Origin of the sequence: Metallumcola ferriviriculae (assembly GCF_035573695.1) — a bacterium.
GTDB lineage: Bacteria > Bacillota > JADQBR01 > JADQBR01 > JADQBR01 > Metallumcola > Metallumcola ferriviriculae.
Map to the genome: position 1 here is coordinate 2,279,186 of NZ_CP121694.1, position 16,361 is coordinate 2,295,546.

The window sequence follows — 16,361 nt, forward strand, 5'->3', positions numbered from 1 at the left end:
CTCCAAAAGAAATTTCCTTGTAATTTCTTTGCCTCTAAAATTACGGCCTTATTTACCTTCAAATTTTGGTGCTCTTTTTTCCAGAAAGCTTGCCGTACCTTCTTTAAAATCATCGGTATCCACAGCAACCGCCTGAAGATAAGTTTCCAATTCCAAGAGATCGGAAAAGGACGTTTCCATGCTTTTATTCAATGCTTGTTTGGCCATTCCCAAAGCCTTGGTCGGGCCTGCAGCCAACCTCTTAGCTACAGCCAGCCCTTCGTCAATTAGGTTCTCACGCTTTACAACACTATTAATGAGCCCCATTTCTAATGCTTCGTTAGCAGAAATATATTTAGCAGTAAGAACTAATTCTTTTGCCTTAGCCATACCGACAAGCCTTGGCAGGAAATAGAGGGCACCCAAGTCGGGTACCAAGCCAATTTTTGCAAAAGCGGTACTAAACTGAGTATCATCGGAAGCGATAATTAAATCAGCCATCATTGCCATACTCATGCCTGCTCCCACTGCATACCCATGCACTGCCGCAACGACTGGTTTCTCTAATGCGGCCAACTTCTTTACCCACTGGTGGGCTTGAGACATTTGTTCTTTTCTGTTTATAACTGCAGCTTCCTTCATACCAGAAAGCATGCTTTTGATATCACCACCCGCACAAAATGCCCTTCCGTTTCCGGACAGGAGAACGGCTCTGACAGTTTCATCTTCCCTCAAGTCGTCCACTATGACAGCCAGGTCATCCTGAATAGATCGATCCAAAGCATTTAAATGATCAGGCCTGTTCAGCGTCACATTAGCGACACCGTCTTCTTTGGAATATATTACTGCGGTTAAATCCATGCTCTTTCCCCTTTCTAACATTTATTTGCGAAGCACTTTTCCAATTCACCGGGCATTAACACGTTCAACAACCACCCCTTTCTGACTTATTAAAATGTTCAGATAACTGATTATTAAAAAAACATTGAATTGGATTTGACGTCTCCCCAAATAAGCATTCACGGTGCAAATCCCCACCACCCTTGAGCATAAGTGCACCAAATGTATTTTATATGTCTGACCCTATTTAATAGCATTTATTTGGTTACTTCCATTACTGTATTTATATTACCTGCAAGAATCTGCTAACACCTGCAAAACGTTAATTGTGTAACTTATCCCTTGAGCGTCCAACCAACTGGTTATAGATACCTTCTACCTATTAACAAGCAATATCCGTGCCATTCTTCTCTCACATTCAGTCAAACACTTCTTGGTAATACCACCACTAATTTAAAGATTAAAAAAAAAAAACAGCCTCAAGGAAATTGCCTCGGACTGCTAAATCTTGTTAGCAAAACAGGTTATTATAAAATTTTATTCAATACCACATTGGAGCTGCGGCCAATGCACAACCGATTTTGTTCACCTTATGTTCCACTACCGATACTTTAGTCTCCATCAGCGTCATTCCTCGCATTTCGAATGACTCACCTACCATTTGGCGAATTCTCTCTTCTGCTTCATGTTTAGTAAACTTACCCACTAATTCCATAATCACCCCAAAAGAGTCCTGGGAAAGACCCACTGCAATTGCCGCAGATATGATCGTTCCGGGTTCTGTACTAATAATGCTGCCATAGGCGGTAGGTACCAGCGCTCCGGCCGGCAGTTCCATGCCCGGTGTGAACTCGGCATGGGGCGGAAGGATACTGCTCACTTTGATAAGATTAATATTCCCAATGCCGGCATTCAAAAGTGCACCATCAAAGGCTGTTAATTCAGATCTTCCTTCTGCACACCCTGCTGTTAAAAAAAACCTTTTCGGGGTTGGGAGCATTTCACTACATCTCCTTCATATTTTATCGTGGTAAATTTCTGCCATAAAATATCTCTAACATTTCTTTCTTAATCCGTTTTTTAATCTTCTTACGTTCGCCTGGTTTTAATTCTTTTTTCTTTATACCAAACAAATAATGGTCCATGTCAAACTCCTTAAGCAGCATTTTTGTATGAAAGATATTCTCTTGATAAACATTTACATCAATCATTTGATACTGTTCCCTGGTCTTACCGCTCATATAATTTTGGATGGAATTAATCTTATGATCAATAAAATATTTTTTGCCGTTAACATTTCGGGTAAAGCCCCTCACTCGGTAATCAATATAGGCTATGTCCGGTTCAAAACTGGTTATCAGGTAATTGAGCGCTTTTAATGGTGAAATATGACCGCAGGTAGAAACATCAATGTCAGCACGGAAGGTACTAATTCCGTTGACCGGGTGACTTTCCGGATATGTGTGCACGGTAATATGGCTTTTATCCAAATGTCCCACAACATCTTCAGCATGTGGGCCCGGTGCTTCATTTTCCATCAGATCAATTGTATCTTCCTCACAACAAATTTTGTTCTCGGCCACCAGCATGGTCACACTTGCCCCTTGCGGGTCGTAATCTTGGTTGGCTACATTTAAAATGTTTGCGCCAATGATTTCCGCTACATCATGCAGAATGTTAGACAATCTCTGGGCATTATATTCTTCATCTATGTATTCAATGTATTCTTTAGTGTGTTCGCGGTTTATTGTATAACAAATGTCATAGAGGTTAAAACTTAAGGTCTTTGTTAAATTGTTAAAACCATAAAGCTTCATCTTGCTGTCTAGCGGTTTTATTTGCATCGTTTCACCATCCACAAAAACAAATTATCAAAATGCCAATCTCGTTAATTAGTGTATGGGTAATCAGAAACTATCATACCTGCCAAACTACACCTCCAACTACATAAAAACATAACTTTTGTACTGATGATCACCTGTTTTCCAAAACTGATCTTACCAAATGCTCAGAGTCCCATTCCCTTATGGAAAAGTAGGTTAACAATTGCTTGTTCGGAAATAACTTATTGGCAATAGCCCGTGATGGCCAGCCGCGGTCAGACAGTTCAATGATTTTTCCCATCAGGTTTTCTAAATAATCAATTTTACGATTAACCATTTCCCTTCCGTTTTTAACAGGTCCTGCATGAGCGCAATACAAGTCTTGATAATCCAGTCCATTTAAAGTTTTCAACGATGCTATTATCTTTGGAATGCTCTCAAACCGGAATATCCCCTTAGGTCTGGGGGTAACGACCAAATCACCGGTAAATACCGCACCTCTGTTTCGGTTTAGCAACACTACATGGTCAGAAGCATGTCCCGGAGCGGCCACCGCTTCCCAATCACAGTTATTTTCACTGAATTGTCCGGCCAAAGCAATGGCTCTAAAACCCTGGCGCTTCCCCCAAAAAAGATATCTATAAAAAGGAAGTAACGCCCTGCGCTGCAGTAAATCATGGGCACTTTCATGAGCATATACGGGGATACCAATATCAGTAAGCAGTTTGGCATTGCCGCTGTGGTCTTCATGATGGTGAGTTATCACCGCTCTGCTAATAGTACGTGATTTAAAAAAGTCTAAATATTCTCGACTGAACCTTCCGGGACCGGTGTCCACAAGTACACCGTCTGCTAAGTAAGTGAAAACATTCAATCGAAACGTAAACAGCTTAACCGTTGCTTTTGCATATACTATTCCGTTATGTCGAGCGACAACAATGGTCAAAGGCCCATCCTCCTATGCGATTATTTATCCGATTGCTTTAATTATAACGCTATTACCACATATTTCAATGTTTACAGTTACCTTAGCCCGCCACTTGTCCATTCCGGGTGGTTGAGTTAAACTGAGATAGGCGAGGTGATAATTAGATGATTTTGCTGCAATGTTCACATACATCCAAGAGTTTTGGTTCAGAAGTTATCTTGCACGATGTCAGCTTATCCGTTCAAACAAAAGAACGTGTAGGTTTAGTTGGCGCTAATGGTGCAGGCAAAACCACGTTATTAAAGATAATTGGCGGGCAAATGGAATCTGACCACGGTCAGGTATCTTTTGCTAAAGATGTCCAAATTGGGTATCTGTCTCAAAATAGTACTCCTAATTCTTCCAGAACTGTCTGGGAGGAAATGCTCAGCGCATACACCGTATTATTGGAACAAGAAAATGAGTTGCGCAGTTTGGAAGACCGCATTGGGGACCCTCAGGTTCTTGCAGATAGGGCGCTCTATCGTAAAGTTTCTGACCGCTATGCCCTTCTTTCGGAACAATTTCGCATTACTGGCGGTTATACCTTTCGTGCTGACACCCGCGCAGTGCTACATGGCTTAAAGTTCCTTAACAATGACTTCGACAGACCGATATCAAGCCTCAGCGGCGGCCAAAAAACCCGCCTCGCTTTGGCGCGCCTTCTAGCTAGAAAACCTGATCTTCTGATATTAGACGAACCCACTAATTATTTGGATATGGAAAGTTCCGTCTGGTTGGAAAAATACCTGCAATCATATCCCGGCGCAATATTAATTGTTTCTCATGACCGCCTTTTTTTGGATAATGTAGTGGGTACTATCTATGAACTGGAAAGAGGTAAAACCACCAGATATACAGGAAACTATACCTCTTTTTTAAAACAAAAAGAGCAGTTATTCGGCCAACAGATGGAGGAATATAAAAAACAATCTCACAAACAAAACCAACTTGCCGAATTCGTACAAAAAAACATGGCCCGGGCTTCTACATCCGGGCGGGCTAAAGCAAAATTAAAACAGCTTAATAAAATGCAGTCGGTGGAAAAACCTAAGTCATCAGTTGGAAAGACACGATTTAGCCTTGATGCAGGGTTGGCCAGCGGCAGCGATGTATTAAACCTTCAAGATATTGCCGTCGGTTACAATGGTACAGTGATAGCAAATAATATTAATTTTGATTTGTCTCGGGGTGAAAGAGTGGCCTTGCTGGGTCCTAACGGTTGTGGCAAAACCACATTACTAAAGACTATCGCCGGTGACCTAATTCCTATCCATGGAGACATCCGCACCGGATTTAATGTTGAAATTGCTGTATACCGCCAGGAGCAGGATTTTTCAGGTACTACTACGGTGCTGGACCAGTTGTGGAATCAATATCCTGATATGGATGAACAGGATGTACGTGGTGTGTTGGGTAGGTTCCTTTTTCACGGAGAGGATGTCTTTAAGCCAACCTGCGATTTAAGCGGGGGTGAAAAAGCCCGCTTGGCTCTAGCCGCTTTACTATGCAAGAAGGCCAACTTTCTCATTCTTGACGAACCGACTAACCATCTTGATTATCAGGGACGGGAAGCACTAGAGGATGCTCTATTAGATTATCCGGGCACTTTGTTACTGATTTCTCATGACCGTTATTTCTTAAAAAAACTGGCCCAAAGGGTACTGGAGCTAACCGCTAATGGTACTATTGACTACCCCGGTGGATATGACTACTATCAGGATAAAAGGCAAGACTTCCAACAAAAGCAAGCTGTGGAAACTGCATCAAAAGAGGATATCAAAATAGGTTCAGCTAAATCATTTTATCTGGAAACCAAGGAAAGAGAAAAGAACGAGCGCAAACGCCGTCGGCGTATCAATCAACTGGAAACATTAGTTCATGATACCCAAAGTGAAATCGACCTATTGGAACAGGAATTAAGCCAACCCGATAGCAGCAGTGAATATCACATTTACCAGGAAAAAGGAGCCCGCTTACAAGACCTGCAGCGGCTTTTGGATCAATATCTTGAAGATTGGGTCTCCTTAGAAGAGGAAATTGACTAAAACCAATTCATTACCCCAGATTTTGGTGGATTTTGTCTACCTCCCATCACGCATTTCACCATATTATGCAGATAAACTGTTGTAATATGTAAGAGAGTGGTTGGGAGGTTATTTTTGTTGAATAAAACCTTGTTTATATTATTGGTTGTCATAGGAATTACAGTTACTGTCACTTCTATCGCAGATGGTGCTGACGGCTCGAATATACCAGCAATACAGGTAATAGCAGGGTCAACACCGCAAAATACTGTTTATCTAGATCAGCATCCGGTGCCGGAAATAATCGATGGAAGCGTTTTCGTCCCCGTACGGCAGTTAAGCGATGCATTAACTTTGACTTTATCATGGAATGAAGAAAAACAAACCATCTCACTCAATAAAAGCGAGACGGTTTTAACCTTCGCATTGACTGATAAGGAAGCGACAGTTAATTCAGGTATAGTTAATATTGGTAACCCGCCTGTGAACAAAGACGGATACACTTATGTACCGCTTCGTTTTGTGGCTGAGGTATTTCATTTTTATATTCACTTTGAAAAGGACTTTCAAGGTCAACCCACTGTTTGGATTACTCCTTATTCATTGATTACTGCAAAAGATTATACTGATCTGACCGATTCTTATTCGAAGACCAGGGATATTACCTTAGATTATGGTTGGCAATCCGACTTATACATATTAAATGAAAAAGAACAAACCTTCCGCGGGATTGGCCTTGGAGACACTTTTAACCAAGTATTACAGTCCTACGGTGTGCCGTTCCAGCAAGACCTCCAAGAGAATAAAAGCGGTACCATAATGTACCCTTATTTACCCATCCCCTTTTCTGAACCTTCAGCCGGCATGCTATTTACTTTTGACCGTGGTACACTTGTTCAAGTATTGATTTTCTGATGAGTGGCTATAAATTAAGTGCCAATTAACATAACCGATGTGAAGTGCCGGCAAAATACAATCACCTATTGTTTCTCGTTTTTTCTTGACCATCTTTCAGCAAACCAATTAAAAAAGCGGCGGCCGATACCCACCTGATGAATCCAGTAAACCATTCCTATCATGGCCACGATTAACAGTGCCCCAACCCAACTGTACCGGTCAACCAAGGTCAAAGCATAGCGCCAATTACTGCCTAAAACGTATCCCAGGACCACCATATAAATTACCCAGGGAGTTACCCCAAGCCATGTATAGAAATAAAAACGCTGCGGGGCCATCTGATTCAGGCCGGCAAAATAAGAAACATAATTACGAAAGAATAACAAGCGGCCGAAAGCTACTATCGGCACCCCAAATTTGGAAAACCATTGCTCAGTTTCTTCAAAACGCTTCTGGGAAAAACCGATGTACCTGCCATAATGCAGCAGTACCGGTCTACCCCCTACCCTTCCAAGCCAATAAGGAAAAGTACAAGCAATTGTATACCCAAGTGATGCACTTGAAATAGCTAAAAGTAGCGATGTCTTCCCCTGGGAAGCTAAAAAACCGTAAAACAAGAGAAAAGTTCCTCCGGGAAACGGTATGGTTAACCCTTCAATAAATAATGCTGCCGCCGCCCCCCAATAACCCAACTGAGCCGCAAAGTCAAATAGTTGTGAAAAGTCTATACCCCAGATATGCAAACTGCTACACCCCTAACACCCAATATAAGTGCCCAATCCAATATTAAATAAAATGTTAAATTTTAAAGCCCTAACAGTAGATAGGGCTTTAAAAAATTATAACATATTTCAACTTCAATTGTAACGCGTTCTATGACGTAAAAACATATACAACGCTGACGCTGATACCACTAGTGCTGCACCAGTCGCTAAGGGATATTCCCGCAGTAGAAATAACAGGTTTAAATCCAATCGTTTCACCCCAGAAAACTATTAATCCAACTTAATTAATAGTGTCCCCTTTTTAGGGGTAATTAGTATTTGGGGCTTTTACATATAAATTTATTTATTACGAAACTTAGAAAGGTTTTCTTTGATTTGTTGCCGATTTTCCATGAACCTGTCTTTAGTAACAAATATCCACTCTGCCAAGTGACGTTTACGATGATCCGGGGTCCAAAAACTTTCTTGATTTTCCTTCACTTCTAACCTGTCTTCCTTAATGCTTGACTCAGTGAGACAAAATGCACACTGGGCATTATCCTTGTCAGAAATACGCACACAGCGGCTAAAACACACGGGGCACTGATACCCATCCGGCTGCCGGCGTTTCGCTTCCGGGTCTAGTAATTTAACCCCAAGTTGTTCCGCTGACACCATGCTGTCGTCGTTAAGAGTCACTTCTCCGGGTCCCGGTGCATAAGCTTCCAGGTAATCAATAACACTAAAGCCAAAAGCAAAACAAAATTGATTTAGAAATTCAACGCCTAGGGGGTTCCATAATTTATTTCCAGCCACAGTAATGGATACGGCCGGCCTACTTATGTCTACTTCATCTAAGTATGACGACATCATCAAGGCACGGTCTATCATGGTTTTGATTATGCCGCTTGGACTAAACAGATATGTAGGCGCAGCAATAACAAGACCATCTGCCTTAAGCATTTTCGAAATCAACTCAGTCATATCGTCTTTTTGCACACAGGCACCTTTAAAGGCACAGGCTAAACAGCCTCGGCAAATTCGGATGTCCAGTTCATCCAAATAGATAATTTCTACTTCTGCTTCCATGTCAGCACATTTTGACAGCACCGTACGTACCAATACATCGGAATTTCCTAAGCGTCTTTTGGAACCAACAAAGCCTAATATTTTCTTTGCCATAATTATTTAGCCCCTTCCCCTTGAAGAAACTTTGTTATTGCCTGGTTGACGGCCTCAGGCCGTTCTATCATTACCATATGACCGGCCTCAGGAATTAATTCTAGATGCGCCATTGGTATTCCTCTACGTAATTCTTCACTTAAGGAAACTGGCGTAAGCATATCATCAACACCGCAGATGACCAAAGTTGGTACATTAATACCGCCCAAATTCTTTATGACGTTATAACCTTGGCAGGCCGCAAAGTCATTATATGCAAGTTTTGCATCTTGAAGCATCAGCTCATTTTTTGCTTGCTCAACAAACTGCCGGTCTGTAGCTCGCGAATAAGCATAATCAAGAAATTTTGCATCAAAGTGGCCGTCCTTCAAACTTGCTAAAAGAGTATCAGAAACCGGAAGCCGAGCACCGCTTCCCACTAATACCAAGCGGTCCACCATTTCAGCATGGTTAATAGTTAGAGTTAGGGAGACGGCACCGCCCATTGAGTGTCCCACCAATATAATCGGCGGTTTGACATTAGCCCGAAGCCATTGATATAAGCTGTCCGCAAAAGAAGCGACGGTTTCTGCCGGCAGCTCATTGGAGCGCCCATGCCCGGGTAAGTCCACAGCAATGCAGTTAATGTGTTGACGGAAGTAATTGACCTGATCCAGCCATTGACGATGAACGCCTATGGCGCCATGCACAAACACCATGGTTTCAGCACTCCCATCATTACCACGTTGAATATGATACACTGATAATTCCCTCTTTCTAAAGTAATGTTATAATAGTTAATGACAAACCATAGGAGGCATAAAAGATGGAAAAACTGGCTGCCGTTTTCCGCGGCGTTTTAGAAGAAAGCAGTCACTTCGGTCACCTAGTTATAGCTGACACCCATGGGAAAGTGGTAAGCTCATTGGGTGATGCTAACCATATAACTTACATCCGTTCCGCGGCAAAACCCCTACAGGTAGTTCCATTGCTGCTAGATGGATTGGACCAAGAATTTTCCTTCACTAATCAAGAGTTAGCCGTAATGTGTGGCTCCCATGGTGGAGAAGAAATTCATCAAAAAGCCGTGGGAAGCATCTTAACAAAAATTGGTTTGGACCCGTCGTATCTCCTTTGTGGCATCCATCGCCCCTTCTCTTCCACTGAAAACAAACGCCTGCGGGACCGAAATGAAAAACCGAGTACTTTACATAACAATTGTTCCGGTAAACATGCCGCGATGTTAGCACTCTGTATTAAGCATAATTATGACCTGTCAAGTTATTTAGAATTGACTCATCCTGTACAACAAACTATGTTAGCCACCGTCGCGTTATTTGCTCAGTTAAACCAAAGCTCAATTGTTACCGGGGTTGACGGCTGCGGTGTACCAGTTTTTGGCCTCTCTCTTTCACGCATGGCCATGTCCTATGCGCGGCTTACCAACACAACATCTCTCGCTCCTGAATACGCATCAGCCTGTGACAAAGTGGTCCAGGCAATGTCCCAGCACCCGGAAATGGTAAGTGCCACCGATGGCCTGGATTGCAGAGTGATTTCGGCTGTGCCGGGCCCGATAGTTGCTAAAGTGGGTGCAGAAGCTGTTTACTGCATTGGACTGCCTGGCACAGGTCTTGGTATCGCCTTAAAAATTATTGATGGTAACCAAAGAGCCCTACCTCCGGTCGTAATCAGCTTGCTTTCCCAACTAAGGTTGCTCAACCAGGCAGCCAAAGGGGACTTGGCTGAGTTTCACCACCCGCCAATAAAAAATAATCGCGGCGAAATTATCGGTCACCTGGAAGCGACATTCAAATTACCAACGTTTTAGTTCATGCCGCTTACTCAACAACTTCCCGCAGAATAATAATTCTTTACCGAAGTACCCATTCCTGCCTATTATTAAGAATATTATGTTATTTCCCTGCTTTTGCGTTGTTACTAGCAGGAAAACTATGGGACTGAGAAGAATACCTTCCACATAAACTATATTTTGGAGGTGGTTTTTTGTGTTTGTAAGAGATCATATGACATCAAACCCAATTACTATTGCTAAGGATATGTCCGTGCTGGATGCACTTGAATTGATGCGTCAGCACAATATTCGCCGTCTACCGGTTACTAACGGAGGTAAATTGTTAGGGCTGGTTACAGAACAGGATTTACAAAAGGTCTCCCCGTCACCAGCGTCTACCCTAAGTGTTTTTGAAATGAATTACCTCATATCAAAAATGGCGGTAAAAGACGTCATGAATAAACAGCCCGCCACGGTAGATCCTGATACCCCCATTGAAGAAGCGGCGCGTATAATGCGGGACGAGAAAAAAAATGAATTGTTAGTTGTGACTGAAAACCAATTACTTGGAATTATTTCTCAGACAGACCTATTTGAAGCATTGATTAGAATGTTTGGCTTCCGCCGACCCGGTATCAGAATTACCCTAGAAGTAGAGGACCAAGTCGGCGTTCTGGCTAATGTAACTAAAATTGTTAAAGATGCTCAGATTAATATTATTAGTATCGCTAACCGCCAAGCTGAAGCCGGTCAGATCGAAGTAGTTCTTAGATTAAGCACTTCCGATAGTGCTGCAATCACCCAAAAATTTGAAGCAGCGGGTTACGTTATTCGTCACATTGATTAATAAGTTATCAAAAAAATCAACGGTGCAGTCGCAAAAGACTGTACCGTTTGTTTTTGTTGACTTATTCTATTGAAGTTTTTCCAAGGTTTCCATATATTTTATGGCATCTTCCGCCTGCCTATCGCTTGACTCGCAAATTATGGTGGGAGATAGATTTCTTTCCTTAATTATTTCTGCTAACGGGGAAAAATCAGGGCCGAACCCCTCATCCTCAAGATTACGGTGCCGTTTTTCGCCTCCCGCAGTGTACTCTATCGGACTGAAGTGCACATGTAAGTTTTTAAGAACCTTCATTCCTAACACTGCCTCTACCCTGTCCACTATTTCTTCGAAATGTTCTCGTGCCGTTAATCCTCCGCCACTTACCGCATGTAAATGGGCAAAATCAACAGTTGGCACAATGTTGTCTGCTACCTGACACAATGCCAACACCTCTTCAACTGTGCCTAATTGATTCCTTTTACCCATGGTTTCTGGTGCTAATTTGATTTGGGAAAGTCCTTTCTGCTGGATCAAGTTAACAGTTTCTTCAAGGTTTTTTTGTGCTAGCAACAGCGCTTCCTTTCTATCCATCTTTCCAACCCCGCCAGGGTGAAATACTACTGTCGAGGCACCCATCCAACTGGCTGCGTATAATGATTTCATAATATGATTTTGACTCTTCCCCAATGCTTCACGGTCCTCTTTTACTAAGTTGATATAGTATGGGGCATGGATACTGACAGCTATATCATATTTTCTAGCCGCATCACCAATTTCCTTAGCAGTCTGCTCCTTAATTCGCACCCCACGACCGCATTGATATTCGTATGCGTTCAAACCGATACTTTTTAACCATGCCGGCACTTCCGCAGATGTTTTGCCACCGGATTGATAAAACAGCGGTGAATTTCCTGCAGGACCAAATTTTGTCATATCAAGCATTCCTTTCTTTATTGAGCACAAAATATATTGCACCTGCCCCGCATAACAGGAAAACGCGGTATACTATGATGCCTAGACAATATCTAGCTCTTCTAAGCATTTAAAGACCTGGAATAAGAGTGGCGTGACTTAGCACTGAGTTTTTCCGCTGCGAACAAGGCAGCAACACAAGTAATAAAAGCCAAAATAATTTGAACCATCCATATCAGTGGTGACAATTTGATACCGGCAAAACCGGACAAAAAAGTAACCAACAGAAAAAATGTACTGCTAACCATAATCCCTGACAGAAAATGCTTTCCCTTTCGGATGCCGACTAAAGTGCCCCAAAACATCGCAAGGTAAAGTGCAATACCGCCACCAATACCGCCGGCAGGATCAGTGCCGTAAAAAAAATCCAAGGTTCCAAACACAATAGCCGCCAAAATACAGGCATTTATTGTAGACTTAAGGCCTTTTTTATATCCTATCCAAATAAAAGCCAGGACTAGTCTCCGCATTTTCTCCTCCTTAGGAATAATCGTCAATGGTAGATTTAATTGCCGGATAAAGTGCCATCTATCCGGCAATTATTGAACTAGTTTCCCTGTGCAGGGTTATTTGATATCTGTTCCAATTGGTTTAAGATTGTATCTAATTCGTTAATTGCGTCACCGTAGCCGTTCCAGTCACCTTGACGTAGTTTTTCCTGAGCCAGGTTAAATAATTGGTTAGCAGATTTAATTAGCTCATCGACATTCTGGTTATTCCCTGTGGGCAGCTCCGGCTGCGGATTCGGCTCCGGCTGCGGTGCTGGCACGGGCACTTCATCTTTAAATAAGGTTTCTAGTGCTTGTTCAAATGTTTTTGCCATAACGATATTGTCTTTGTATGCCACAATTACCCGACGCAGCTCCGGCAGACGACTTTGTTCTCCTTGGAGGAAAAGCGGCTCAACATATAGGATTGAATCCTTGATGGGAATTACCAATAAATTGCCTCTGATGATTTCTGAGCCACGTTGGTTCCAGAGTGTCAGCTGGCTTGATATTTCGGAATCTTGGTCTATTCTTGCTTCAATCTGCATCGGTCCAAAAACTAAACTGTCCCTGGGGAAACGGAAGTCAATCATACCACCATATTCCTTAGGCGAATTACGCACAGCTAGCCAAGAAGTCATATTTAGTTTCTTTGCCGGTGTAAAAGGCAGCATTAAAAGATACTCATTCTTTTCTTCATCAGGAAGCCGCATCACTGTATAGTACGGCTCCATCGGTACTTTCTTATCACCTACTATTTCCATGGGCAAATTCCATTGGCCTTCCTTATTATAAAAATCCCTGGGATCTGTCATGTGATAGGTTGAATATTGCTGCGCCTGAAGCATAAACAAATCCACAGGATAACGAACATGGCTGCGAAGAGCCGACGGCATCTTTTCTAGCGGTAAAAATGTGCCGGGGAAAATGGCAGCGTAACTTCGGATTATCGGATCATTAGGCTCCGCAAGATAAAATCTTACTGAGCCGTCATAGGCATTCACGACAATTTTTACTGAATTACGAATGTAATTGACTCCACCCATCGTTTCTGAATATGGGAATTTATTGGTGGTGGTATACGCATCTTGCATCCAGAATAGCTCACCGTCAGCCAACACCAGATAAGGGTCGCGGTCATATTCTAAGAAAGGCGCAATTTTTCTCATGCGCTGTCCGATAGTTCTGTTTAACAGTAACCTGCTGTCAGCGTTCAAATCACCGGCAAGGAGGATCTTTATATCTTGAAGGTATGCCGCCAAAGCCAGACGTTTAAAAATTGAGCCTAGCTTGATACCATTGTCTGCTTGGTATACTGTGTCATGGTTCTCGCCCGACGCGGCAGGATAGTCAAATTCCGTTGTGCCTGTCTTTACAAAAACATAACTGTCAGTTTGTTCGCCATAATATATTTGCGGCTTTTTCACATTAACGTCAGAAACCGAGGCCTTAGACGGTATGTCTTTTAAATAAAATGCCGGCAACCCTTCTTCAGTAACTGCGCTGGCCGGGCTCATCACCAATCCGTACCCATGGGTATATCTTAACTTTTGATTGATCCACGTTTTGGCCTGCTCGGGTAGTTGTCCTTGATTTAATTCCCTGGCAGAAAGCATTACCTGCCGTAATTGACCGTCAATTTGATATCTGTCAACATCCACACTACCGAAATTATAATAAAGCTGAATTTCTTGAAGTTGAGAATATGTCTGTATCAGTGGGCGCCAATCCCAAATACGTACATTATCGAGGGTCCCTTGGTTAGCCTTAATGTCCTCCCCGGCAAATTGATTAGTAACCGAAAAAAACTGATTATCGATGCCATCCAAATCAAATGCTTGACGGGTAAAGTCAATATTGTGTTCCAAATACGGTTCTTCCTTTCGGAATTCATCCGGTTCTACGATGAATTTTTGCATTAATCCAGGAAAAACGCTTCCCAGCACTACCGAGGAAATAACAAGCAATATAATACTAGTCAGCACCCAGCGGAATTTTTTCAAAAAGACATTTACCAGGACTGCAGCGGCGGCTACAAGTGCCAAAACAAACATGATTTTTAGCGCAGGCAATTGGGCATGTACATCGGTATAACTGGCACCAAAAGCCACTCCTCGCGGGGAAAGCAGCAGATCATACATAGCTAATCGGTAGCCAACCGCTTTTAACATTAATATCAGGCTTACCAACACGGAAAGATGAATTTTGCCTCTGGTGAACGCCTTATTTAAAGAAAATTGGCTGGGGTCAGTCAAGAAATGCACAGCTGCAACCAACAATGTGCTGACAACTAAACCAGTCATCAAAATTGTATAGATAAGATTAAAAAATGGCAGTTGAAAAACATAAAATCCTGCATCCAAGTTAAATAATGGTTCAGTAATATTGAAGGGCTGCCTATGAAGAAATTTCAGAACCGTTAACCACTGACCGCTTGCAACTACGGAAAGTAATGCAGCCAAAAGAATACTGACAACGGTATAGATTGCTACCAGCCGTTTGCCTGTTAAAAAATCCGATAAATAATAGTTTTTTAAGGGAATAACATTCTCTGTTTCTGGTAAAGAGATTCTCTGCAGTACATGTTTCCTAGTCAACAATAAGTTAACCAGCAATAAAATGAATAATGATAACAGTACTACTAATCTCACAAGCCAATCGTAATATACCGTCTTCAAAAATATCTGACTATAGTCTACCGAATTAAACCAAAGCCAATCTACATAAAGGTTAAGCCCTAACTTAGAGAAAAATACCAGTGCCATTACTGCTAATATTACTGTGCCTAATAAATAGCGTCTAAAACGCATCTTTTTGCCCCCTTTACCAATCTATCCCTATTGTACGCATAATTACAAAAAAAATAAACCCCGTTGGGGCTAATAAGGTCTAAACTCGTCAACTGCCAGTCCATAATGGGGCTTAACTTTACAGTGTGCTATGGTACTATCCCAAACCACAACTAAATCTTTCACTCTGTTAGAGGTATAAACTGCTTGGTTACCTTCCACAACCACATCATACCAAATATTAATTACAGCACTACTACCGAAGATCTCCGCATCTGCCTTTCGTATGCCCGGCATCTGCGATATTTCAAACTCTAAACGCTGCACGGTATTGATAGGCGCATTATTACTATTAGACCTAAAGTATTCTCCCGTGGAACTTTGATTAGCTACTACGCCTAAAGACAATAATAATCCTAACACTACAATCAATAAATCCAATTTAATAAAATACGAGCGTTTATCCATGCCTAATCCCCTTTCTATCTCTTAGTTTGCTGCGCTTGGGAAGGATTATACATGATTTGATTAAGTGCTATAATATTAGTAAGATTCGATAAGGTCAAGGGGGAGATTATAATTATCCTTATATCAGCGTGCTTAGCAGGTCGAAACTGCCGTTACGACAGTGGTACTCACGGCACTGATTATCTGAAAATAATGGAAAAATATGTGCTCATGCCCGTTTGCCCGGAACAATTGGGCAATTTATCCACCCCGAGACAACCGGCGGAAATACTTGGTGGTACCGGGTTAGATGTAATAAAAGGTAACGCTAAGGTAATGACAGAGGAAGGTGGTGATGTTACGCGTAACTTTATACAGGGCGCAGCGGAAGTATTGGACATCGCTTTAAAAAACTATGTTCAATGCGCCGTGTTTAAGGAGAGAAGCCCTTCATGCGGCTGCAGATATCTGTATGACGGTACATTTAGCGGAAAGTTAATTCGCGGTGGAGGTGTAACTACTGCCCTGCTGAAACAAAATCAAATACCGGTATTTTCTGAAGAAGATTTAACAGCAGCTTGCCTGATTAAACGCATACTAAAGCCCTGATATTTTCGCAAGAAAAACTTTCTTTAGCCACAGT

The 16,361-nt window shown here is 42.1% G+C and carries 16 protein-coding genes; 5 read left to right on the forward strand and 11 right to left on the reverse strand.

Annotated elements, in window-relative coordinates:
* Positions 1 to 48 precede the first annotated feature (48 nt).
* From MFMK1_RS11370 to MFMK1_RS11385, 4 genes are all read right to left on the reverse strand, one after another.
* Positions 49 to 840 (reverse strand): enoyl-CoA hydratase/isomerase family protein, encoded by a 792-nt coding sequence (locus tag MFMK1_RS11370; protein WP_366921823.1) that lies wholly within the window; start codon positions 838 to 840, stop codon positions 49 to 51.
* Between the two features lie 520 nt (positions 841 to 1,360).
* Positions 1,361 to 1,819, reverse strand: a complete 459-nt coding sequence (locus tag MFMK1_RS11375; protein WP_366921824.1) for a pyruvoyl-dependent arginine decarboxylase — start codon at positions 1,817 to 1,819, stop codon at positions 1,361 to 1,363.
* A 22-nt stretch (positions 1,820 to 1,841) separates the two neighbouring features.
* Positions 1,842 to 2,663, reverse strand: coding sequence for an adenosylmethionine decarboxylase (speD, locus tag MFMK1_RS11380; protein WP_366921825.1), 822 nt, complete (start codon positions 2,661 to 2,663; stop codon positions 1,842 to 1,844).
* 130 nt (positions 2,664 to 2,793) lie between these two features.
* Complete coding sequence (locus MFMK1_RS11385; RefSeq protein WP_366921826.1) at positions 2,794 to 3,588, reverse strand: MBL fold metallo-hydrolase; 795 nt, start codon at positions 3,586 to 3,588, stop codon at positions 2,794 to 2,796.
* 146 nt (positions 3,589 to 3,734) lie between these two features.
* Between MFMK1_RS11385 and MFMK1_RS11390 the strand changes: the two genes are divergently transcribed.
* Together MFMK1_RS11390 and MFMK1_RS11395 are read left to right on the forward strand one after the other, a co-directional pair.
* On the forward strand, positions 3,735 to 5,657 hold the full coding sequence (locus tag MFMK1_RS11390; protein ID WP_366921827.1) for an ABC-F family ATP-binding cassette domain-containing protein: 1,923 nt from the start codon (positions 3,735 to 3,737) through the stop codon (positions 5,655 to 5,657).
* Positions 5,658 to 5,774: 117 nt separating this feature from the next.
* Complete coding sequence (locus MFMK1_RS11395; RefSeq protein ID WP_366921828.1) at positions 5,775 to 6,551, forward strand: copper amine oxidase N-terminal domain-containing protein; 777 nt, start codon at positions 5,775 to 5,777, stop codon at positions 6,549 to 6,551.
* 65 nt (positions 6,552 to 6,616) lie between these two features.
* Here MFMK1_RS11395 and MFMK1_RS11400 read toward each other — a convergent pair whose 3' ends face one another.
* The 3 genes from MFMK1_RS11400 to MFMK1_RS11410 form a co-directional block, all read right to left on the reverse strand.
* Complete coding sequence (locus MFMK1_RS11400; protein WP_366921829.1) at positions 6,617 to 7,276, reverse strand: DedA family protein; 660 nt, start codon at positions 7,274 to 7,276, stop codon at positions 6,617 to 6,619.
* Positions 7,277 to 7,597: 321 nt separating this feature from the next.
* The gene (locus MFMK1_RS11405; RefSeq protein WP_366921830.1) at positions 7,598 to 8,419 is read right to left on the reverse strand and encodes a flavodoxin family protein; all 822 of its coding nucleotides are present in this window, start codon (positions 8,417 to 8,419) and stop codon (positions 7,598 to 7,600) included.
* A gap of 2 nt (positions 8,420 to 8,421) precedes the next feature.
* Positions 8,422 to 9,159, reverse strand: coding sequence for an alpha/beta fold hydrolase (locus MFMK1_RS11410; RefSeq protein WP_366921831.1), 738 nt, complete (start codon positions 9,157 to 9,159; stop codon positions 8,422 to 8,424).
* 65 nt (positions 9,160 to 9,224) lie between these two features.
* Between MFMK1_RS11410 and MFMK1_RS11415 the strand changes: the two genes are divergently transcribed.
* The gene (locus MFMK1_RS11415; RefSeq protein WP_366921832.1) at positions 9,225 to 10,229 is read left to right on the forward strand and encodes an asparaginase; all 1,005 of its coding nucleotides are present in this window, start codon (positions 9,225 to 9,227) and stop codon (positions 10,227 to 10,229) included.
* Positions 10,230 to 10,407: 178 nt separating this feature from the next.
* Positions 10,408 to 11,040 (forward strand): CBS and ACT domain-containing protein, encoded by a 633-nt coding sequence (locus MFMK1_RS11420; protein WP_366921833.1) that lies wholly within the window; start codon positions 10,408 to 10,410, stop codon positions 11,038 to 11,040.
* A gap of 66 nt (positions 11,041 to 11,106) precedes the next feature.
* On the opposite strand, the gene MFMK1_RS11425 is transcribed toward MFMK1_RS11420, so the two are convergent.
* From MFMK1_RS11425 to MFMK1_RS11440, 4 genes are all read right to left on the reverse strand, one after another.
* A complete protein-coding gene (locus MFMK1_RS11425) occupies positions 11,107 to 11,955 on the reverse strand; it encodes a TIM barrel protein (protein ID WP_366921834.1) in 849 nt (282 codons plus the stop codon).
* A gap of 101 nt (positions 11,956 to 12,056) precedes the next feature.
* Entirely contained in the window at positions 12,057 to 12,464 is a 408-nt protein-coding gene (locus MFMK1_RS11430; RefSeq protein WP_366921835.1) for a hypothetical protein, read from the reverse strand.
* 77 nt (positions 12,465 to 12,541) lie between these two features.
* Positions 12,542 to 15,292, reverse strand: coding sequence for a UPF0182 family membrane protein (locus tag MFMK1_RS11435; RefSeq protein WP_366921836.1), 2,751 nt, complete (start codon positions 15,290 to 15,292; stop codon positions 12,542 to 12,544).
* Between the two features lie 69 nt (positions 15,293 to 15,361).
* Positions 15,362 to 15,739, reverse strand: coding sequence for a hypothetical protein (locus MFMK1_RS11440; RefSeq protein WP_366921837.1), 378 nt, complete (start codon positions 15,737 to 15,739; stop codon positions 15,362 to 15,364).
* A 111-nt stretch (positions 15,740 to 15,850) separates the two neighbouring features.
* Here MFMK1_RS11440 and MFMK1_RS11445 point away from each other — a divergent pair, with 111 nt between their 5' ends.
* Entirely contained in the window at positions 15,851 to 16,327 is a 477-nt protein-coding gene (locus tag MFMK1_RS11445; protein WP_428846306.1) for a 2-thiouracil desulfurase family protein, read from the forward strand.
* Positions 16,328 to 16,361: the final 34 nt, after the last annotated feature.